The 18,566-nt window shown below is 64.3% G+C and carries 22 protein-coding genes; 16 read left to right on the forward strand and 6 right to left on the reverse strand.

Annotated elements, in window-relative coordinates; all coding sequences use genetic code 11:
* The first annotated feature begins 32 nt into the window (after positions 1 to 32).
* From PHO31112_RS22255 to PHO31112_RS22285, 7 genes are all read left to right on the forward strand, one after another.
* Positions 33 to 1,322: an aconitase X gene (locus tag PHO31112_RS22255; protein ID WP_150623177.1), complete on the forward strand. Its 1,290-nt coding sequence runs from the start codon at positions 33 to 35 to the stop codon at positions 1,320 to 1,322.
* On the forward strand, positions 1,319 to 1,792 hold the full coding sequence (locus tag PHO31112_RS22260) for an aconitase X swivel domain-containing protein (protein WP_150623179.1): 474 nt from the start codon (positions 1,319 to 1,321) through the stop codon (positions 1,790 to 1,792). Before PHO31112_RS22255 ends, PHO31112_RS22260 begins: the two co-directional genes overlap by 4 nt.
* A gap of 88 nt (positions 1,793 to 1,880) precedes the next feature.
* Positions 1,881 to 3,185 (forward strand): FAD-dependent oxidoreductase, encoded by a 1,305-nt coding sequence (locus PHO31112_RS22265; RefSeq protein WP_150623181.1) that lies wholly within the window; start codon positions 1,881 to 1,883, stop codon positions 3,183 to 3,185.
* Positions 3,186 to 3,306: 121 nt separating this feature from the next.
* Positions 3,307 to 4,677: an MFS transporter gene (locus PHO31112_RS22270; RefSeq protein ID WP_150623183.1), complete on the forward strand. Its 1,371-nt coding sequence runs from the start codon at positions 3,307 to 3,309 to the stop codon at positions 4,675 to 4,677.
* Positions 4,678 to 4,834: 157 nt separating this feature from the next.
* Positions 4,835 to 6,004 (forward strand): porin, encoded by a 1,170-nt coding sequence (locus PHO31112_RS22275; protein ID WP_246178463.1) that lies wholly within the window; start codon positions 4,835 to 4,837, stop codon positions 6,002 to 6,004.
* A 224-nt stretch (positions 6,005 to 6,228) separates the two neighbouring features.
* Positions 6,229 to 6,708 carry an Lrp/AsnC family transcriptional regulator gene (locus tag PHO31112_RS22280; protein WP_150623187.1) on the forward strand — a complete coding sequence of 160 codons (480 nt, stop codon included), beginning with the start codon at positions 6,229 to 6,231 and terminating at the stop codon, positions 6,706 to 6,708.
* Positions 6,701 to 7,657 carry a DMT family transporter gene (locus PHO31112_RS22285; protein ID WP_150623188.1) on the forward strand — a complete coding sequence of 319 codons (957 nt, stop codon included), beginning with the start codon at positions 6,701 to 6,703 and terminating at the stop codon, positions 7,655 to 7,657. Before PHO31112_RS22280 ends, PHO31112_RS22285 begins: the two co-directional genes overlap by 8 nt.
* Before the next feature lie 12 nt (positions 7,658 to 7,669).
* Here PHO31112_RS22285 and PHO31112_RS22290 read toward each other — a convergent pair whose 3' ends face one another.
* Positions 7,670 to 8,428 carry an SDR family NAD(P)-dependent oxidoreductase gene (locus PHO31112_RS22290; protein WP_150623190.1) on the reverse strand — a complete coding sequence of 253 codons (759 nt, stop codon included), beginning with the start codon at positions 8,426 to 8,428 and terminating at the stop codon, positions 7,670 to 7,672.
* A 274-nt stretch (positions 8,429 to 8,702) separates the two neighbouring features.
* Here PHO31112_RS22290 and PHO31112_RS22295 point away from each other — a divergent pair, with 274 nt between their 5' ends.
* The gene (locus PHO31112_RS22295; RefSeq protein ID WP_150623192.1) at positions 8,703 to 9,608 is read left to right on the forward strand and encodes a LysR family transcriptional regulator; all 906 of its coding nucleotides are present in this window, start codon (positions 8,703 to 8,705) and stop codon (positions 9,606 to 9,608) included.
* Between the two features lie 33 nt (positions 9,609 to 9,641).
* Here PHO31112_RS22295 and PHO31112_RS22300 read toward each other — a convergent pair whose 3' ends face one another.
* Positions 9,642 to 10,292 (reverse strand): TetR/AcrR family transcriptional regulator, encoded by a 651-nt coding sequence (locus PHO31112_RS22300; RefSeq protein WP_150623194.1) that lies wholly within the window; start codon positions 10,290 to 10,292, stop codon positions 9,642 to 9,644.
* Between the two features lie 107 nt (positions 10,293 to 10,399).
* Between PHO31112_RS22300 and PHO31112_RS22305 the strand changes: the two genes are divergently transcribed.
* The 4 genes from PHO31112_RS22305 to PHO31112_RS22320 all read left to right on the forward strand — a co-directional run bounded on the left by PHO31112_RS22305 (position 10,400) and on the right by PHO31112_RS22320 (position 13,116).
* Positions 10,400 to 10,783: a YybH family protein gene (locus PHO31112_RS22305; RefSeq protein WP_150623196.1), complete on the forward strand. Its 384-nt coding sequence runs from the start codon at positions 10,400 to 10,402 to the stop codon at positions 10,781 to 10,783.
* A gap of 58 nt (positions 10,784 to 10,841) precedes the next feature.
* Positions 10,842 to 11,270, forward strand: coding sequence for a VOC family protein (locus PHO31112_RS22310; protein WP_150623198.1), 429 nt, complete (start codon positions 10,842 to 10,844; stop codon positions 11,268 to 11,270).
* A gap of 146 nt (positions 11,271 to 11,416) precedes the next feature.
* Positions 11,417 to 12,346 (forward strand): ABC transporter ATP-binding protein, encoded by a 930-nt coding sequence (locus PHO31112_RS22315; RefSeq protein ID WP_150623280.1) that lies wholly within the window; start codon positions 11,417 to 11,419, stop codon positions 12,344 to 12,346.
* 8 nt (positions 12,347 to 12,354) lie between these two features.
* The gene (locus tag PHO31112_RS22320; RefSeq protein WP_150623200.1) at positions 12,355 to 13,116 is read left to right on the forward strand and encodes an ABC transporter permease; all 762 of its coding nucleotides are present in this window, start codon (positions 12,355 to 12,357) and stop codon (positions 13,114 to 13,116) included.
* A 68-nt stretch (positions 13,117 to 13,184) separates the two neighbouring features.
* Here PHO31112_RS22320 and PHO31112_RS22325 read toward each other — a convergent pair whose 3' ends face one another.
* The gene (locus PHO31112_RS22325; RefSeq protein WP_150623202.1) at positions 13,185 to 13,799 is read right to left on the reverse strand and encodes a glutathione S-transferase; all 615 of its coding nucleotides are present in this window, start codon (positions 13,797 to 13,799) and stop codon (positions 13,185 to 13,187) included.
* 271 nt (positions 13,800 to 14,070) lie between these two features.
* On the opposite strand from PHO31112_RS22325, the gene PHO31112_RS22330 reads away from it, so the two are divergent.
* The gene (locus tag PHO31112_RS22330) at positions 14,071 to 14,760 is read left to right on the forward strand and encodes a type 1 glutamine amidotransferase domain-containing protein (protein WP_150623204.1); all 690 of its coding nucleotides are present in this window, start codon (positions 14,071 to 14,073) and stop codon (positions 14,758 to 14,760) included.
* On the forward strand, positions 14,757 to 15,287 hold the full coding sequence (locus PHO31112_RS22335; protein ID WP_150623206.1) for a GNAT family N-acetyltransferase: 531 nt from the start codon (positions 14,757 to 14,759) through the stop codon (positions 15,285 to 15,287). The genes PHO31112_RS22330 and PHO31112_RS22335 overlap by 4 nt, the downstream gene beginning before the upstream one ends.
* A 52-nt stretch (positions 15,288 to 15,339) precedes the next feature.
* Here the strand turns inward: PHO31112_RS22335 and PHO31112_RS22340 are convergent, their stop codons facing one another.
* The 3 genes from PHO31112_RS22340 to PHO31112_RS22350 form a co-directional block, all read right to left on the reverse strand.
* The gene (locus PHO31112_RS22340) at positions 15,340 to 15,864 is read right to left on the reverse strand and encodes a DUF1993 domain-containing protein (RefSeq protein WP_343042783.1); all 525 of its coding nucleotides are present in this window, start codon (positions 15,862 to 15,864) and stop codon (positions 15,340 to 15,342) included.
* Between the two features lie 99 nt (positions 15,865 to 15,963).
* The gene (locus PHO31112_RS22345; protein WP_217427061.1) at positions 15,964 to 16,533 is read right to left on the reverse strand and encodes a nitrogen fixation protein NifQ; all 570 of its coding nucleotides are present in this window, start codon (positions 16,531 to 16,533) and stop codon (positions 15,964 to 15,966) included.
* A 39-nt stretch (positions 16,534 to 16,572) separates the two neighbouring features.
* Positions 16,573 to 16,782: a TOBE domain-containing protein gene (locus PHO31112_RS22350; RefSeq protein WP_150623211.1), complete on the reverse strand. Its 210-nt coding sequence runs from the start codon at positions 16,780 to 16,782 to the stop codon at positions 16,573 to 16,575.
* A 235-nt stretch (positions 16,783 to 17,017) separates the two neighbouring features.
* Between PHO31112_RS22350 and PHO31112_RS22355 the strand changes: the two genes are divergently transcribed.
* Complete coding sequence (locus tag PHO31112_RS22355) at positions 17,018 to 17,752, forward strand: YoaK family protein (RefSeq protein ID WP_150623213.1); 735 nt, start codon at positions 17,018 to 17,020, stop codon at positions 17,750 to 17,752.
* Between the two features lie 227 nt (positions 17,753 to 17,979).
* A complete protein-coding gene (locus PHO31112_RS22360; protein ID WP_150585870.1) occupies positions 17,980 to 18,492 on the forward strand; it encodes a hypothetical protein in 513 nt (170 codons plus the stop codon).
* The last annotated feature ends 74 nt before the right edge of the window (positions 18,493 to 18,566 follow it).

The following is an 18,566-nucleotide window of genomic DNA, read 5'->3' on the forward strand; positions in this document are numbered from 1 at the left end:
ACGGCCTTCATCACATTCAAGGAGACACCCCCATGCGACTGACCCCTGACGAGCAAGCCATGCTCGACGGCACACAGGGCCCCGCCGTGCAGAAGGCGATGGATCTGCTGGTGCGTTACGGCGAAGCGCTCGGTGCCGAACACTTTGTCGATACCAACAACGTGTGCGGCACACTCGGCGCCACCACACCGTTTCTGCGCGACTTCGGCACGCGCGGCGGCGCGCTCGATCTCGACGCCGTCTTTTCCGAGTTCAACCTCGACAGCGCCGAAGTCGTGCCCGTGCCACGGATGAAGGCGTACAGCAGCCATCTCCAGCAAGGTTTCGATCCCGAGCATGCCGAGCGCCAGGGCATTGCGCCGGAAGTCGTCAAGCTGTATCGCGCAGGCGAAGCGTATGCGGGCCGGCTTGGCGTTCAACCCCTGCACACCTGTGCGCCGTATCAGGTCGGCAACGTGCCGGTGCGCGGCGAGCATTGCGCGTGGATGGAGTCGTCGGCGGTGGTGTATATCAACGCCGTGCTCGGCGCACGCAGCAACGCCGAAGGGCGCGAGAGTGCAGGCGCCGCCATGGTCACCGGCAAGATTCCCTACTGGGGTCTGCATCTGACGGAGAACCGCTACGGCACCGACCTCGTGCAGGTCGACGTACCGATCGACAACGTCTTCGAATGGGGACTGCTCGGCTATTACGTCGGCGAAGTCGTCTCCGAAGGCATTCCCGTCTTGCAGGGCATTCAAGGGCCGGCCAACCTGCCGCGCCTCAAGCACTTCGGCGCGGCAGCGGCATCGTCGGGCGGTGTCGAGATGTATCACATCGTTGGCACGACGCCGGAAGCGCGAACGCTCGACGAAGCGTTCGGCCCGCGCAAGGCCCGCCAGATGCTGCGTTACGGCGCGGCCGAACGGCGTCTCGCTTACGAACGCGTGAACACGACGGCGCGCGACAGCGACGTCGACTTCGTGATGCTCGGCTGCCCGCACTACTCCATCGAACAGATCTGGGAAGTCTGCCAATTGCTCGAAGGCCAAAAGGTGCATGAGAACACCGAACTCTGGATCTTCACCCCGCGCGCCACACGTCACCTGGCCGATCAGGCGGGCTACACACGAATCATCGAAGCCGCCGGTGCGCATCTCATGAGCGACACCTGTTCCGCGCTCGGGCGAGTCATGCCTAAGGGAACGCGGGTGGCGGCTGTCGACTCGGCCAAGCAGGCGCATTACCTGCCGGCCATCATGAACATTCAGGCCTGGTGCGGCACCACGGCCGAGTGCATTTCGGCCGCCGTCAGCGGTCGCTGGACAGGAGCGCTGGCATGAACGCCACGACACACATCGAACGGCAAGACACCCCGCAAAGCACCACGCAGACCTTCGTGCTGCATGGCCGGCGCGTTGTCGGCGGGCGCGCCGAGGGCGAGGCGCTCGTCACCCATGACCGCATCTCCGGCTGGGGCGGCATTGACCCGCGCACCGGCACGGTCATCGAAACGCGTCACGAACTTCGCGGCGTGAGCTTCGCGGGCAAGGTACTGGTGTTCCCCGGCGCGAAGGGTTCGTCGGGATGGTCGAGCCAGTTTCACATCGCACGACTGGCGGGCACCGCACCGATCGCCATGTTGTTCAACGAGATGACGACCAAGATGGCGCTCGGTGCCGTGGTCACACACGCGCCCGCGCTGACGGACTTCGATCGCGACCCGCTTTCGCTCATTCAGACGGGCGACTGGGTGGTGGTCGATGCCGATCGCGGCGTGGTCGAAGTGACCCGGCGCGTCGCCGGCATCTGAGAATTTCCGTGCGCTTCGCGAGGGTCTTCCGCCCCGGCCATGCGCGAATCGTTGCCCGTCTTCTTTCCCTGACCTAGCTTTACTGGAGATGCAATTGGACACCAATACTCGCGTGGTACGCCGCGCGACCCACACCCCCGCGTGGCACGTCGATGCCGACATCTGCATCGTGGGCGCCGGCATTTCGGGCACCTCCGCCGCGCTGGAAGCTGCCGCGCTCGGCCGCAAGGTCGTTCTCGTCGACAGCCTTCCCTCGCTTGGCGGCCAGGCCGTCAATTCCATCATCGGCACCTTCTGCGGACTGTTCTCCAACGGCCCGAAGCGCTTTCAGGTCACGCACGGCATCGCCGACGGCATCCTGCGCGACCTGGGTGCCCAAGGGGCATTGCACTACAAGGAAGGCCCGCTCACGACCGTGGTGTTGTATGACGAAGTTGCGCTCTCGCGCTGGATCGAGCAGAAGATTCTCGACGCGGGGATCACCGTGATTCTCGGCGCAGTCATTGGGCATGTGGCCACCGAAGGCCGCCGCGTGCAGCGCGTGACGCTCGCCACGCGGTACGGCGACGTGCACGTCGATGCCAAGGGTTTTGTGGACGCCAGCGGCGACGCGGCGCTCGCCTGGAACGCCGGACTGTCGTGCCGCGAGCCGATCACGCCCGTGCACGGCACGCAGATGGTCGTGCTCGAAGGGCTCGACGAAACGCACGCGCCGACCCAGGCCGAGTTCAAGGAGCGCGTGGCGAGCCGCGCGAACGCCTACGGACTGGAGCGCAAGGACGGTCTCGTCTTCTATTTCCGCGGCCGCAACATCGGTATCGCGAACATGACGCACATCGAAACGCCGCTGGAGCCGGTGGCCGCATCGCATACGGCGCTGGTGGGGCGCGACCAGGCAGACCGCGCCTTCGAATTCCTCAAGGCGGAATACCCCGAGGTGTATCGCAACGCACGCATTCGCAGCTACGGGCTGCCGGGTATCCGGCAAACGCGCTGGATCGTCGGTACCCACACGCTCACTTCCGAAGAAGTAATTGCCGCGAAATCGTTCCCCGACGCGGTGGCGCGCACCTCCTGGCCCATCGAGCTGCACGACCGTCCGGAAGGATACGTATGGCAACCGTTCGGCGACGACCATCTGCACACCGTGCCGCTAGGCAGCCTGCTCGCTGCCGACGCCGATAACGTGGTGGCCGCGGGCCGCTGCATCGACGCCGACTCGAGCGCGCTGTCGAGCGTGCGTGTGATGGGACCGTGCATTGCGATGGGCGCCGCAGCCGCGCACGCGCTCGATCTGGCCGATGCGGGCAGCGTTCACGACATCGACCGTGCGGCATTGCGTCAGCGAATTGCCGACAACGTCGACCGGATCGATCCACCGCATTTGTCATGAAACGGCGCGAGCATCGCTGCAGGACTACATAACGACATTTGCCGGGAACGCACGCGAATATACGCGGCGTCCCGGCTTCCTGAAGCCGGCGCTTACGGGCGATTCGGCATATGGAGGAGACATGGCAACGCTGCAAATGATGGACATTTCGCGTCTCATCGACGCGCAAAAGCCCGGGCGCTTCGCATTTCTGACGATCTTCTGCGCCTGGATTCTCATGCTCACCGATGGGTACGAACTCACGGCCCTCGCCTATGCGGCCCCATCGCTGGTGCGAGACTGGCAGATTCCTCGCGCGGCGCTGGGCCCCGCCTTCGGCATCAACGTGTTCGGGATCATGGTCGGCTCGATCCTGTTCGGTTTTCTCGGCGATCGCTACGGACGCAAGCGCGCGCTGCTCTGGGGCACGGTTTGGTATGGCGTTCTCACACTGGTGACGGTGAAGGCAACCACCATCGACCATCTGCTGGTTCTGCGGTTTCTCGCCGGCATCGGCATCGGCGGCGCCGTCCCCAACGCGTTCGTGCTGATTTCGGAGTTCGCCCCCAAGCGCCTGCGCGCAACCTGGGTGACGCTGATGTTCACCGGCTACACGATCGGCGCGAGTCTCGGCGGCGCCGTCGCGGCCACGCTCATCGGCTCGCACGGATGGCACGTCATCTTCCTGATCGGCGGCATCGCGCCGCTCGCGGTCGCGGCCGTGCTCGCGGTCGTGATGCCCGAGTCGCTGCGCTTTCTCGTACTCAAAGGCTGGCGTCCCGCAGAGGTGGTGCGACTGGTGCGCAAGATCGATCCGGCGGTCAATGTGGATACGTCCACGCGCTTCTACGTCGGCGACGAACCCGCGCCGTCGCCGTTCCGTTGGGCAATGCTGTTCGAAGGACGCCTGCGCACGCTCACACCGGTGCTGTGGCTCGCCTACATCGCCAACTCGATGGCCCTGTTCGCGTTGCAGAACTGGCTGCCGATCCTGGTCGAAGCCGTGGGGGTGCCCGCACGACAAGCCGCGCTGGTGTCGGCCATGTTCTCCATTGGCGGCACGGCGGGCGGCCTTGCGCTGATGCGTTTCATCGACCGCTACGGCGCCCGCATGATTGTGTTTCTACCGCTCTTCGGGTGCCCGCTCGTTGCCCTGCTCGGCAGCGGCATGCCCGCCATGCTGCTGACCGCCGTGGTGTTTCTCGTGGGATTTTGCGTGGCCGGGACGCAGTCGGGTCTGAACGCCGTGGCACCGACCGTCTACCCCAGTACGATCCGGGGCAAAGGCACGGGTATCGCCATCGGCGTCGCCAAGGTCGGGTCCATCTCGGGGCCGATGATCGGCGGCCTGCTGCTCTCGCTCTCGCTCCCGGTGTCGACGCTGTTCGTCGCGGCTGCCGTGCCGGTGGCTGTCGTCGTGTTGCTGGCGCTCGTGCTGGGGCGCACGACACGCCGTGCCAACCCGGACGGCGGCGCGGGGCCGCACCCGGCCTCGGCCGCCGCAAAAAGTTGACCTGGTTGATCTGAGCCGGCCAGGGAACACAAAACACCGACTAATCATTACAAGACATTCTGGAGACAACATGACCCAACGCCATTCGCGCGCGGGACGGCCCTTTTCGTCCCCGCGTTTGCACAAACGCCGATCCGCCCGCGCTTCGACCCGGGCCTTGCTGAGCATTTCCCTCGCCATTACGTCACTGCCCGCCCTCGCGCAAAGCTCGGTTCAGCTTTACGGCATCATCGACAACGGCATCAGCTATACCAACAACGTCGCGTCGACGGTCGGCGGCAAGGGCGCGAGTCGTGTAGGCCTGGCCACCGGCTTCGGCAGCGGCGACCGCTTCGGTCTGACGGGCAGCGAAGATCTCGGCGACGGCAACAAGGCCATATTTACGCTCGAGAACGGTTTCAGCGGCATCAACGGAACACTCGGTCAAGGCGGCCGCATGTTCGGACGGCAAGCATTTGCCGGCCTGTCGAATCCGCGCTGGGGCACACTCACCTTCGGACGCCAGTACGAGTTCGGCTTCGTCTATCTGTCGCCGTTCGAATCGTGGACACAGTTCGGCAGCATCTACGGCGCGCACATCGGCGACGTCGACAACACCTTCTCGACCTTCCGGCTGAACCAGTCTGTGAAGTACGAATACTCACCGATGGCAGGCCTCACACTCGGCGCCCTGTACGCGTTCAGCAATCAGAGCGCGACCAGCGGCAGCACGGGCTTCGCGAATAACCGGGCGCTCGGTCTCGGCATTCAGTATCAGCGCGGGCCGATCGGTGCGGCGGCGACCTTCCTGCATCTGAGCAATCCGTCGGCATCGGCGGCCAACTCGACCAATCCGGGCGGCGCCATCGGCGACGAATACACGTTGTCGACGAGCCTGTTCTACAACTCGGCCTTCGTTTCGCGTCAAGACGTCATCGGTGTCGCCGGCAGTTACAGCTTCGGTGACGCGCGCGTGAGTGCGGTCTTCACCGACACACGGCTTCGTTATCAGAACGGGCAGGACTTGCGTGTCGACAACTACGAAATCAATACGCGTTATCAATTCTCGCCCGCCATCGTTGCCGGGATCGGCTACATCTTCACCGACGCCTCGGGCTACGCCGGCACGGGTGCGACGTCGTTCGCCTCGGGCACGCGCCCGCGCTGGCATCAGATCGACGCGGGGGCGGCGTACTATTTCTCGAAGCGCACCGACCTGCACGCGTCGGTGATCTACCAGCGTGCCGCAGGCGACGCGACGGTGGCCGCCATCAACGCGTTCGGCCCTGCCGGGGCCGGCGTGAAGAATCAGGTGGCTGTGCTCGCTGGTCTGCGTCACCGGTTCTGATCGTTGGCGATACGTGCTCACACCCACCGATACCTGCGGCATCGCTCCCGGTATCGGTGGGCCCCGCGTTTTCAGGCGACCGCGCCTAAGCGCGTCGGGAGGCGAGAAAGCATGCCAGTCGATTGGCGAACCGATAAATAAGCTAGTATTGCGGCACTGTCGCCTACCGAGCGGCTAATCGACTGGAACGCCGGCCCCCATCCGGGGCGCGTGCGCAATGTGGTATGGAACTCGACGCCATTGATTTGAAGATTCTGCGGGAGCTGCAAGCCGACGCCCGCCTCACCAATGTGGAACTCGCCTCGCGAGTCAGCCTTTCGCCGTCGCCCTGTCTGGCACGCGTGAAGGCGCTCGAAACGGCGGGCTATATTCGCCAGCGCGTCACGCTGCTGGACCCGTCCCGGCTCGGGCTGCATATCAACGTTTTCATCCACGTCACGCTCGAGAACCAGAATCGTGACCGCCTGGATGCCTTCGAAGCAGCCGTCACCGCACTGCCGAACGTCATGGAGTGTTACCTGATGTCGGGGGACGCCGACTATCTGCTGCGCGTCATGGTGAGCGACATGAGCGCTTACGAAACGCTGATTACCGATCGTCTGTCCCGCATCCCGGGTATCCGCAACATCCGCTCGAGCTTCGCGCTCAAGCAGGTCATGTACACCACGGCAGTCCCCGTGCCGGACACCTCCGGCGATGCCTGAGGCCGCCGCGCCCCGCGAGCCCGCTACGCCCCAAGTCGCCCAGCCCCCGCACGGCGGGGCCGGCCAGCAGATCGCGCTGCATGTCGCCGCGATGTTGTTTGGCGCGTCGGCACTGTTCGGCGAACACATCGCCGCGAGCAGCACCCTGATCGTCTTCGGTCGCGGCCTCTTCTCATGGCTTGCCCTGAGCGCCATCGCCCTTGCCGGGCTGGCTGGCATGCGCAGTGCCTCACGACTCTCGGGCGGGGCACCGTGGCAGGGACTTTCCTGCGCATCGGCGTTACGACTCATCGTGGCTGGCGTGTTGCTCGCCGTGCACTGGCTCGCGTTCTTCCTCGCGATCAAAGCAGGCGGCGTCGCCGTCGGCACGCTCGGTTTCGCGTGCTTCCCCGCGTTCGTGATCCTGCTCGAATGGCCCCTGCGCCGCGAACGTCCAACGCTTGGCGATGCCGGGGTGGTCGGACTCGTGTGCATCGGACTGGCGCTCGTCACACCGGCGTTCGACTGGCGGGCAGGCGCCACCGTGGGCCTCGCATGGGGGGTGCTTTCCGGCGCCATCTATGCGGTCATCGCGCTGTCCAATCGCGTGCTGGGTGCGCAGGCGTCGCCGTTGCAGGCCAGTTGGTGGCAGTGCCTGGGCATCCTTCTCGTGCTCGGCCCGTTTGCATGGCGCGAGGCACTTACATTGCCCGCCGCCCAATGGGGATGGCTCGCGTGTCTTGGCGTTGTCTGTACCGCGCTGGCGTACACCCTCTTCATTCACGCACTGCGCACGGTCAAGGCCAGCCGGGCGGCAGTCGTCATCGCCCTCGAACCGGTGTATGCCATTGCCTTCGCCTGGGTGCTGTTCGGCACCTCGCCCACGCTCAAGATGGCGGTCGGCGGCGTGTGCATCGTCGGTGCCGTCGCCTGGTCCGGTTCGATGCGCTCGCGCCGCAGCCCTCACTGACGCCCTCGCGCCTCAGACGAACATGCCGCCCGACGCCTCAATGCGCTGGGCATTGATCCAGCCCGTCTCCTCGGCCAGCAGCGCCGCCACCATGCCGCCGATATCGTCGGCCTCGCCCACGCGGCCGAGTGCCGTATTCGCCGCGATCATCTGATTGACGCCCGGGTTGTCACGCACCGTGCCGCCGTTGAAATCCGTGGCGATGGCCCCCGGCGCGACGGTGTTGGCCCGAATGCCGCGCGCCCCCAACTCCTTCGCCAGATAGCGCGAGAACACCTCGATACCGCCCTTCATCATCGCGTAGGCTGAAGCGCCCGGCAGCGAGAAGCGCGCCAGACCGCTCGACACGTTCAGAATGCGACCGCCGTCGGCGATCAGCGGCAACAACGCCTGCGTCAGGAAATACGGCCCCTTCAGATGAACACGCACGAGGTCGTCGAACTGGGCTTGTGTCGTTTCGGCGAACGCGCTGTGCAAGCCCGTGCCGGCATTGTTGAGCAGGAAGTCGAACGCGTCGCGCTTCCACACATCGCTCAACACGCGTTTGATCTCTGCGGCAAACGGGGCGAACTGCGACGCGTCCGACACGTCGAGCGGCAACACCACGGCATTCGCCCCGAGCTTGACGATCTCGGCCACGACCGCGTCGGCTTCTGCGCGCTGGCTGCGATAGGTGAGAATGACATCGATACCGCGACGAGCGGCAGCCAGTGCCGAAGCACGGCCCAGGCCGCGGCTGCCACCGGTGATGAGAACGATTTTGCGGGTCATGGTGATTCTCCTGAATGCTGAGGGCAGTGCGCACTGGCAGCGCCCCGTTGAACAATGTTGGCTGACCCGTGCCATACGGGCCGTTTCATCCCCGCACCTGTCAGCTCTCGCCTGCGCCCTTCGTCATCGATTGTCGACAGAGCGCTTCAGGTGCTGCGATATGTTCAACATGCTATTGCAACGAATTTAGCCAATAAACCCATTGAATTTGATTAAACTGATCAAATTCAGATAACAGTGGATCGGCCGATCAACGCACCGATCCTCTCTCGCCATGCATCAGCTCGACGCCATGCGCATCTTCGTGCGCGTCACCGAAACCGGCAGCTTCACGCAGGCCGCCGACAGTCTCGGCCTGCCTCGCGCCAGCGTTTCCAACGCCATCAAGCAACTCGAAACCAAGTTGGGCACGCGCCTGCTGCATCGGACCACCCGGCGTGTGCAGCTCACGCAGGACGGTCAGGCCTGTCTCGAGCGATGCATGGATCTGCTCGCCGACATGGAAGAGTGGGAGACGATGTTCGCCGTGCGCGACGAAGCGCTCACGGGCCGCCTGCGCATCGATCTGCCCGCCACGCTCGCGCGTATGATCGTCATTCCGCAATTGCCCGCGTTTCTGGCGCAGCATCCGGCGCTACACATGGAATTGTCGAGCACCGACCGGCGCGTCGACCTCGTGCGCGAAGGGTTCGACTGCGTGTTGCGCGTGGGTGCCATCGCAGACTCGACGCTGATTGCGCGCCCGCTCGGTCACATGCGTCAGATCAACGTCGCGAGCCCGGCCTACCTCGAACGTTACGGCGTGCCGCGCACGCTCGACGATCTGCGCAAGCATCAGTTGATTCACTACACGACGACACTGGGCACGCGCCCGGTCGGCTGGGAGTACTTCGATGGTGAGCGCTACACGCAATGGCCGATGGAAGGTGTGCTCACCGTGAACAATGCCGACGCTTATCAGGCGGCGTGCCTCGCCGGGCTCGGGCTGATTCAGGCGCCGGAGAGCGGCGCACGCGAACATTTGGCCAATGGCACGCTGCAAGAAGTGCTGCCCGAGTATCGGGCAGAGCCATTGGCCGTGACGCTGCTCTATGCGAACCGGCGTCACTTGCCACGGCGCGTACACGCGTTCATGAACTGGCTCACCGACTTGCTGACACCCCGTCTGACAACGCCCTGAGGCCCACGAGGATCGCGCCCCGCACCTGCGCGTCTATAGTCCGCGCTCGACCATTGCGACAAGCCGCTGCCCCAGCACGTCGACCTGATCGCCAGGCAGATCGCGCAGCGGGCCGTCGATCACCAGCACCGCCAAGCCATGTACGGCGGCCCACGCCAGATACTCCGCGCCGGGCCGCTGCGCCGCGCCGATAATGCCTGCGGCGACCATCCCGTCGAGTGCCGCCCCCAGCAGTTGGAAGGGATTGAGCCCGCTCGTTCCTGCTTTCTCCGGCGTCGCCGCCGAACGCACATTCTCCGACGGTGCAAACGCCGTGCGGAACAGCCCCTGCTGCGCGCGCGCAAAGTGCAGATAGCCAATGCCGACGGCCCGCAAGCCCGCACGCGCACGGCCGGCCGCGTCGAGCGCCGCCATCCCGGGTGCCGCCATCTCATGCTCGATGGCCAGCGCCAGTTCGGCCAATGCCGCCGAGCGCACAGCATCGAGCAAATCCTGACGATTCGCAAAGTGACGGTACGCCGCATTGGGCACTACCCCGGCGCGGCGCGTGGCCTCGCGCAGAATCACGGCGTCCGGCCCGCCATCGCGCGCCAGCGCTATCCCCGCTTCCAGCAACGCCCGGCGAAGGTCGCCATGCCGGTATGTCGTGCGTGCCGGCCCTGTCGCTGTGTCTTGTTCTGTCATTACAACTCCTTGTGGACACTGTCCATTATGTCTGCTATTGTTTGTGTACACTGTCCACAAAGGCAAGTTGCAGCGCGACATATCAGCGCAACACGTGAGGAGGCACTATGGTGGAGACATATCCGGCACATGGCGACGAAGCGGCCATTTGTGCGATCAATGCAGCATGGCTCGAACACTACGACCCCGATGTCGTGGTGTTCGACGTGATGCCGCCTATCGAGCATCGCGGCCTTGAGGCGTATCGCCGTTTGCTCGAGGGTTGGTTCGGCCATACGGTCGGGCCGGTCCATTTCGAAGTCGCGCAATGGCATCTCCAGCACGCCGGCGATCTGGCGTTCAGCCATAGCGTGAATATCGTGCGCAACACCGGTGCCGACGGACAGACATACGGCGCCACCGTGCGTGCGACGGTGTGCTATCGCAAGACACAAGGCCGTTGGCGTGTGGTGCATGAGCATGCCTCGGTGCCCATGTCGTTCGCGCCTTAGCACTTTCCTGCCGGGGCGTCGTCATGCCCCTTTTTTAAGACATCGAGAGGAGCGCTCCATGCAAGTCCATTCCTATTTGTTTTTCGAAGGTCGTTGCGAAGAAGCCATTACGTTTTACGAGAAGACGCTGGGGGCGAAGCGCGGCATGCTCATGCGCTACAGCGAGAGCCCCGAGCGTTGCCCGGAGGGGATGCTCCCGCCGGGAAGCGAGAACAAGATCATGCACGGTGAATTCACCATCGGCGAATCGATGGTGATGGCCTCGGACGGCGAGGTGAGCGGCAAGCCCAAGTTCGGCGGCTTCTCGCTGTCGGTCGACTTTACGGAAGTGGCCGCGGCCGAAAAGGCCTTCAACGCCCTCGCAGACGGCGGTGAAGTCAACATGCCGCTCGGCGAAACCTTCTTCGCGAAGACGTTCGGCATGGTCAAGGATCGCTTCGGCATGAACTGGATGGTGATCGTGCCGAAGGAAATGCCGAAGGGCTGAAGATTCAGGATGCGCCGGGGGCCGACGCGGTTGCTTGGCTGCCTGCGGGCGGGCATACGGGACAGACGACAGCCCCGATGCCCGCCGTTCTTTTGCCCGTACAGCCTACCCAACAAGTTCCGCACGCCTGTGCTATCGTCGCCGCCATGCCATCCGTGATCTCAATCCAGAATCTGTCGAAGACGTACGCGACCGGCTTCCAGGCACTCAAGAACATCAACCTGGAAATCCAACGCGGCGAAATCTTCGCCCTGCTCGGCCCGAACGGCGCCGGCAAAACGACCCTCATCAGTACTATCTGCGGTATCGTGCGCCCGACCTCGGGCACGGTCACCGTCGACGGTCACGACATCGTCACGGACTACCGTGCCGCGCGTGAAACCATCGGCCTCGTGCCGCAGGAACTGACCACCGACTCCTTCGAATCGGTGTGGGCCACCGTCTCTTTCTCGCGCGGCCTGTTCGGCAAGCCCGCGAATCCAGCGTACATCGAAAAGGTGCTGCGCTCGCTCTCGCTGTGGGAGAAGAAAGACAGCCGCATCATGCAACTCTCGGGCGGCATGAAGCGACGCGTGCTGATCGCCAAGGCGCTCTCGCACGAGCCGCGCGTGCTGTTCCTGGACGAACCCACGGCGGGGGTCGACGTCGAGCTGCGCCGCGACATGTGGCGTCTCGTGCAATCGCTGCGCGAGACAGGCGTTACCGTGATCCTCACCACGCACTACATCGAAGAAGCCGAGGAAATGGCCGACCGCGTGGGCATCATCACCGGCGGTCAGATCACGCTCGTGCAGGAGAAGACCGAGCTGATGCGGCACATGGGCAGCAAGCAGCTCACGATGCAACTCGCCGAGCCGTTGTCTGCCGTGCCCGAGTCGCTTGCCCGCTACGGCCTTGCGCTCGGCAACAACGGCACCGAACTTGCCTTCAACTACGACGCCAATATCGAGCAGACTTCCATCGCGACCCTGCTGCGCGATATGGAGCATGCCGGTATCTCGGTGAAGGATCTGCACACGACGCAAAGCTCGCTCGAAGACATCTTCGTCTCGCTCGTGCACAAAAAAGAAGGATGAGCCGCGCCATGAATCTCTACGCCGTCAGGGCGATCTACAACTTCGAGATGGCCCGCACGCGTCGCACGCTGATGCAGAGCATCATCTCGCCCGTCATCTCGACGTCGCTTTACTTTGTGGTGTTCGGTGCGGCCATCGGTTCGCGCATTCCGGAAATCGAGGGCGTGCCGTACGGCGCGTTCATCGTGCCGGGTCTCATCATGCTTTCGCTGCTCACGCAAAGCGTGACGAACGCCTCGTTCGGCATCTATTTCCCGCGATTTACCGGCACGATCTACGAGGTGCTCTCCGCGCCCGTGTCGTATATGGAGATCGTGGTGGCGTATGTGGGGGCTGCGGCGACCAAGTCGATCATTCTCGGTGTCATCATGCTCGGCACCGCCGCGCTGTTCGTGCCGCTGCGCATCGAGCATCCGCTCTGGATGGTGCTGTTTCTGGTGCTCACCGCCGTGACGTTCAGCCTGCTCGGCTTCATCATCGGCATCTGGGCCGACGGATTCGAGAAGCTGCAACTGGTGCCGCTGCTCATCATCACGCCGCTCACGTTCCTCGGCGGCAGCTTCTATTCGACGAGCATCCTGCCGCCGTTCTGGCGCACGGTCACGCTGTTCAATCCGGTCGTGTATCTCATCAGCGGTTTTCGCTGGAGCTTCTACGGGCTGGCAGACGTAAGCGTGGGTGTCAGTCTCGGCATGACGATCGTCTTCCTCGCCGTCTTCCTCGCCATCGTTGCCTGGATGTTCAAGACGGGCTACCGGCTCAAGAACTGACGCCCCGTGCCGGACGGTGAGTCGTCCGGCACCGCCCGTCCCTCCCTGCACCTGCCCGGCTATCCGGATCAGAGCGGCGGCGTTTCCCGGAATGCTGGCAGCGCCTCGGCCTGCGCGGAGAACCGGGCGACTTCCGGAAAGTCGTTGCCGAAGTCGACTTCCGGCAACATCAACTGATGGAAGCGCCACGCCACGGCAATCGCCACGCCATGCTCGCCGATGCCGTCCGGCGTCGCCAGCACGGGCTTGCGCGCCAGTTCGGTCTCCAGCGCGCGGAACGCTGCGTGCACCTGTTTGCGGACACGATCCGTCCAGGGTGTGTGGCGCTTCTCGCTCGGGCGCAGCTCACGCTCGTACACCAGTTGCACCGACTTCTCGCATGCCGCCAGCGCCAGCCCCGTGAGGCGCAATGCGCGCAGGTATTCGGCAGGGTCGGCGGGCACGAGCCGCCGCGCCGGATCGACCAACGTCTCGATGTATTGCAGGATGAGCGTCGAGTCCATGAGCACCGTGCCGTCGTCGGCCACGAATGTCGGGGCTTTCACGACCGGGTTGATCGTCGAGAATTCGTCGAACGTTCGAAAGACGGACAGCGAGCGATGTTCGTACGGCAACCCGAGCAGCTTCAGACAAATCGCCGTGCGGCGCACGTACGGGGAATCCAGCATTCCAATCAATTGCATGTCTTGCTCCTGTGGTCGGCAGTCTCTGCCGGTGCTCGTGTGATCGTTCGGTTGTCATGCGACGGGCGGAGCCCGCATCCGCACAAGCATAGCGGACGTCCGACGCCGCGCAAATCGAATTCGATTGCGGTTTTCTGTGAATCCGGCTCACAAGCGGCCGGTGGCACGACGCCGTGCCGCCGGCCTGTCGCACGGCACACGCCGACGCCTGCGAGCACGTCGCATGACAGGTAGAATGTGCCGCATGGCCGACTCGACAGGGAGACGTATCATGAACATCCTGATGGTTCTGACCTCGCACGACCGCCTTGGCGACACGGGCAAGAAGACTGGCTTCTGGCTCGAAGAATTCGCCGCGCCTTACTACGTATTCATCGACGAAGGGCTGGATGTCACGTTGGCGTCCCCCGCAGGCGGTCAGCCGCCGCTCGATCCGAAGAGCGACGAGCCCGATGCGCAGACGGATGCAACGCGGCGCTTTCGCGAAGATCCCGAGGCCCAGAAGGCGCTTGCCAACACCCTCCGGCTGGCCGACGTCAAAGCCACCGACTACGACGCCCTCTTCTACCCCGGCGGCCACGGCCCGCTGTGGGATCTGGCGCAAGACCCGAACTCCATCCATCTGATCGAATCCTTCGAGCGCGCGGGCAAGGCGATCGGCTTCGTCTGTCACGCGCCGGGGGTGCTGCGACAGGTGCGCAGCAAGAACGGCGAGCCGCTCGTACGCGGCCGTCATGTGACAGGTTTCACCAATGCCGAAGAGGCGGCGGTTGGCCTCACCGATGTGGTGCCGTTCCTCGTCGAAGACGAACTCAACCGCCTGGGTGGCCTGTACGAGAAAGCCGGTAACTGGCAGTCGCATGTGGTCGGCGACGGACGGCTCGTGACGGGCCAGAATCCTGCCTCGTCGGAAGAAGCGGCGCGTACCGTGCTTGCGATGATGGAGCCTCGTCTGCCATGAATTCGCGGGAGTCATCCGTCGACGTGCGGCGTCTCGTGCCGAACGATGCGCTCGCGTTTCAGGCATTGCGGCTCGCAGGTCTGCAAGCCCACCCCGAGGCGTTCGGATCGACTTACGAGGAAGAGAAGGACTGGCCGGTCGAACGCGTGCGTGAATGGCTGGTGGCGCGCCCCGATGGGGGTGTCTTCGGCGCGTTCGAGAACGAACGGCTGATTGGCGTGCTGGGTCTGGGACGCGGGCAGCGCACGAACTTCGCGCACGTCGGCTTTTTGTGGGGAATGTATGTGCGCTCGGACGCGGCGGGGCGCGGCGTCGGACGTGCGCTGGTCGAAGCAGCGCTGGCGCTTGCTCGCTCGCAGCCGGGGCTACGTCACGTCACCTTGCAAGTGAGTGCCGACAATCGCCCGGCGATCGCGCTGTATCAATCGTTCGGATTCGTCGAGATCGGGCGCGAGCCCGACGCCATGCGCGCCGGCAACGGTTTCCAGGACGAACTGCGCATGTATCTCCCCATCGCCACGCGCTAACGTGCGGGAGCCCCCGGGCTCCCACGTCGCTGCGCATCGCACATCGCGCAGGTCAGATCTTTTCCATCTCGTACGGGCCGAGATAATCCTTCTTGCCCACGTCCACCCCTTGTGCACGCAGAATGTCGTGCGTGGTCGTCACGTGGAAATAGAAGTTCGGCAGCGCGAACTTGAACAGGTAATCGACCGCATCCATCGTGGTCTGATATTCCTTGAACTTCAGCGTGATCTGGCGCGATTCGGCGCCGTCGAAGCGGTCTTCGAGAATACCGGCAATAAACGCCTCGGTATTCGCGATGCGATCGCGCAATTGATCGAAGGTCGTCTCGTTGTCGTCGAACTTCGGCGACTCCACGCCCGTGAGCCGTGCCACGGCAAACTTCGCCGTATCGCTCACGCGCTGCACCTGAGCGACGAAGTCGAGCATGTCGGGGGCGAGCTTCGCTTTCAGAATCGTTTGCGGGTCAAGCGACTTAGCCCCGCAATGGGCACGGGCCGTCTTGAGGTAGTCGGCCATCACGGTCAGACCACGCAGATAGACGGGGATGGTGGCGCGATAGAGCGAAATCGACATCATGAAACTCCTCGGGGGATGGCGTTGCGGATAACGCGCACAAGTCGCGCAAACACACATGCTATCAGCGCCCAGGAATTCTCGCCGTACACCGGGGGCAGCTTACGGAAACTCGACAGGAGCGCTCGTCTGGCGCAAATGCGCGAAGCATTCGCCGTAAGCCTCGCACCCTGGGCATCCCGGCGCAGGTGCGGGCGCACGGCCATACGCTCTGGCGCACGCCTCGGCGAGGAATCGCTTCCAGCGCAGGTTGGCGGTGTTCTCACCCACCAGCGACGGGAAGAAATGTGTGAGCAGGGCCGTCACATCTTCACGGCCGGTCAGGCCGAGGTCTCGCCACAGATGATCGGGACGCAGACACGCCGTGGCGAGAATCGTCGCCATATCGGCCGCATCCGCCGGGTGCAGAATCGGATCGGCCCGGCGGCGCAGCATCTCGCGCATCTCCACGACAAAGATGGCGTGCGATGCCCAGGCGGGCGTCGGTAAATCGGCTGCGAGTGCGTGCCACGCCTCGGGCACCGGTGCGAAATGGCGACGCAGCAACGCCGCCATTGCCGCGCCCGAGAGCCCCAGACGCGCCACGCGCTCGGGCGTCGCGTTCGCGAGCAATAGCAACGCGAACAGCGCTGCCTCGGTGCGCGAATGCGATGGGATCAGCGAAACTCGCATGGCCATTCGGTCCCTCGACAACCCATGACGCGGCGGCGTTCAGGCAACCGCCAGAATTACGCTCGACGCCTTGACCAGCGCGGCAGCCGCGCGGCCGGCCGTCAGTCCGAGACGCTTCGTGTTTTCATGCGTGATGCCAGCCACGATCTCCTGACCAGCGTCTGTGCGCATCGTGACTTCGTCGTTCACGGCACCGCGCAGCAAGGCGACGACTTTGCCGCTGAACTGGTTGCGTGCGCTGGTCTTCATTGGAAGTCTCCTGCCGATGAATTCGGATGCCTTCGACACGTCGAATGGTAAGGGGATGGGGCAAGACGAGCGCCATCGGGCAGCGATGGCCCCGGTAGCATGCCGAAGTATAGCGGGTCGATACGATGTCGCGGGTCATGGGGCGATGATATGCTCCATCAGCGCCCGGAGCCACTCCCACGTGCCGCTTCGCAGGTACAAGACCCACACAATAGAAGTCGTCAGAGGAGTCATCATGGGTACCCCCCGCCACATCCCCACACCGACCGAGGCCTCCAGTTTCGCCCGCGCATGGGTCAGTCATTTTTCCAAACCGGCCGCCATCGGCATGGCGCTCGCGTTCGTGGCGGGTTACATCGACGTCGTGGGTTTCATTGCACTCTTCGGGCTTTTCACCGCCCACGTGACCGGCAACTTCGTGATGATCGGCGTACAACTGGTCGCCAGCACGCATGTGGGCGTGCTGGCCAAACTGCTGGCGCTGCCCGTGTTCGTTGTCTTCGTCGCGTTAGTGAAGCTGGTCGTGCAAGGCTTTTCGCGCACCGGGCGCCGGCCTTTGCGTCTGCTGCTCGCGGTGCAGACACTGCTGCTGCTCGGCTTCATGATCGTGGGCATGGCGGCACAGCCCATCGTCTCGGCCGACGCGCCGCTCGCGATTCTGTCGGGCATGTTCGGCGTGGCCGCTCTCGCCATCCAGAACGCCGTCGGACGTCTCGTGCTCGCCGACCTCGCACCGACGACGATCATGACCGGCAACACCACGCAGATCGTGATCGACATGGTCGAGTTGGCAAGCGGCAATTGCGGCGACGACAAGGCCGCACGCGCCCGTTTGCGCAAGATGATTCCGGCGCTTGCCGCGTTTGCGGTCGGAGCCGTTCTCGGCGGCTTCGCGTATCACGGCGCGGGCTTCTGGTGCGTGATGCTGCCGGTGGCGTTGCTCATCGCATTGGCGGTGGCGAACGAGTGACCTGCCGGCGCCTGCCATCTTCGCGCCTTATCCGCGCGAAGTGACGTACGCCCGGCGCGTTCGCCGACGGCGGGGCGGTCGAGGGCTGACGGCCGCGTCTCCCTACGCAATACGGCGAACGCGTCCGCGCCTCGGCCGGACGCGGTAAAATCGCCACTCTCGCAAGCCCACGCCCCGACGCGCCTTGCACCTACCGCACGCATCTCCCCAAGCCCCGATTTCCGACAGTGACTGCCACCTCCACCGACCTTCATCCGACCGACGACACCCTCGACAACACCGATGCCATCCACGAAGATCGCCTGTGGCGCGACGACGGATGGACGGCGAAGGTCGTCAAGAACGAGGAAGACGACGGCTGGGCCGTCGCCATGTACCGCGATGGGGAATCGGAACCGGCGCTCGTCGGGCCGTGGACGATGGGGCGCGACAAGAAGAATCCGAAGCCGCTCGACGTCAACGCGTTTCACACGCTCGTGAAGACCGCCGACGAAGTGCTGCGGCGTCACGAGCAGCAATTGCGCGCGCAGTTGCACAAACGCGTGAGCGTCGACGGTCCCGACGGCGACATCGACGTCACGCTCGACATCGTGCCCGACGACTACGATCCATACGCCATGCTGAGCGCCATCGATCGCTTCGGCGAAACGCTCGCATCGGTCAAGGTGCCGCCCACATTCAAGCTCTCGCGCAACAGCGCCCGCGCATGGGTCGAGAACGACTTCCAGCGGCCCCAGTAAGCGCCCGCTCACGTCACTCCGTCTGCCAGTCACGACGCCGGCTCGATTCCAGCACGACGTCAGCGAAACCGATT

The sequence above is a fragment of the Pandoraea horticolens genome (assembly GCF_902459555.1).
Classification (GTDB): Bacteria; Pseudomonadota; Gammaproteobacteria; order Burkholderiales; family Burkholderiaceae; genus Pandoraea; species Pandoraea horticolens.

Bases quoted from the DNA above. Each gene is read 5' to 3' on its own strand.
- PHO31112_RS22255 (WP_150623177.1), top strand. From the start codon at position 33: ATGCGACTGACCCCTGACGAGCAAGCCATGCTCGACGGCACACAGGGC.
- PHO31112_RS22295 (WP_150623192.1), top strand. From the start codon at position 8,703: ATGCATCAGCTCGACGCCATGCGCATCTTCGTGCGCGTCACCGAAACC.
- PHO31112_RS22355 (WP_150623213.1), top strand. From the start codon at position 17,018: ATGGGTACCCCCCGCCACATCCCCACACCGACCGAGGCCTCCAGTTTC.
- PHO31112_RS22285 (WP_150623188.1), top strand. From the start codon at position 6,701: ATGCCTGAGGCCGCCGCGCCCCGCGAGCCCGCTACGCCCCAAGTCGCC.
- PHO31112_RS22345 (WP_217427061.1), bottom strand. From the start codon at position 16,533: ATGCGAGTTTCGCTGATCCCATCGCATTCGCGCACCGAGGCAGCGCTG.
- PHO31112_RS22260 (WP_150623179.1), top strand. From the start codon at position 1,319: ATGAACGCCACGACACACATCGAACGGCAAGACACCCCGCAAAGCACC.
- PHO31112_RS22265 (WP_150623181.1), top strand. From the start codon at position 1,881: ATGCAATTGGACACCAATACTCGCGTGGTACGCCGCGCGACCCACACC.
- PHO31112_RS22330 (WP_150623204.1), top strand. From the start codon at position 14,071: ATGAACATCCTGATGGTTCTGACCTCGCACGACCGCCTTGGCGACACG.
- PHO31112_RS22315 (WP_150623280.1), top strand. From the start codon at position 11,417: ATGCCATCCGTGATCTCAATCCAGAATCTGTCGAAGACGTACGCGACC.
- PHO31112_RS22325 (WP_150623202.1), bottom strand. From the start codon at position 13,799: ATGCAATTGATTGGAATGCTGGATTCCCCGTACGTGCGCCGCACGGCG.
- PHO31112_RS22335 (WP_150623206.1), top strand. From the start codon at position 14,757: ATGAATTCGCGGGAGTCATCCGTCGACGTGCGGCGTCTCGTGCCGAAC.
- PHO31112_RS22270 (WP_150623183.1), top strand. From the start codon at position 3,307: ATGGCAACGCTGCAAATGATGGACATTTCGCGTCTCATCGACGCGCAA.
- PHO31112_RS22305 (WP_150623196.1), top strand. From the start codon at position 10,400: ATGGTGGAGACATATCCGGCACATGGCGACGAAGCGGCCATTTGTGCG.
- PHO31112_RS22300 (WP_150623194.1), bottom strand. From the start codon at position 10,292: ATGACAGAACAAGACACAGCGACAGGGCCGGCACGCACGACATACCGG.
- PHO31112_RS22340 (WP_343042783.1), bottom strand. From the start codon at position 15,864: ATGATGTCGATTTCGCTCTATCGCGCCACCATCCCCGTCTATCTGCGT.
- PHO31112_RS22290 (WP_150623190.1), bottom strand. From the start codon at position 8,428: ATGACCCGCAAAATCGTTCTCATCACCGGTGGCAGCCGCGGCCTGGGC.
- PHO31112_RS22310 (WP_150623198.1), top strand. From the start codon at position 10,842: ATGCAAGTCCATTCCTATTTGTTTTTCGAAGGTCGTTGCGAAGAAGCC.
- PHO31112_RS22280 (WP_150623187.1), top strand. From the start codon at position 6,229: ATGGAACTCGACGCCATTGATTTGAAGATTCTGCGGGAGCTGCAAGCC.
- PHO31112_RS22350 (WP_150623211.1), bottom strand. From the start codon at position 16,782: ATGAAGACCAGCGCACGCAACCAGTTCAGCGGCAAAGTCGTCGCCTTG.
- PHO31112_RS22320 (WP_150623200.1), top strand. From the start codon at position 12,355: ATGAATCTCTACGCCGTCAGGGCGATCTACAACTTCGAGATGGCCCGC.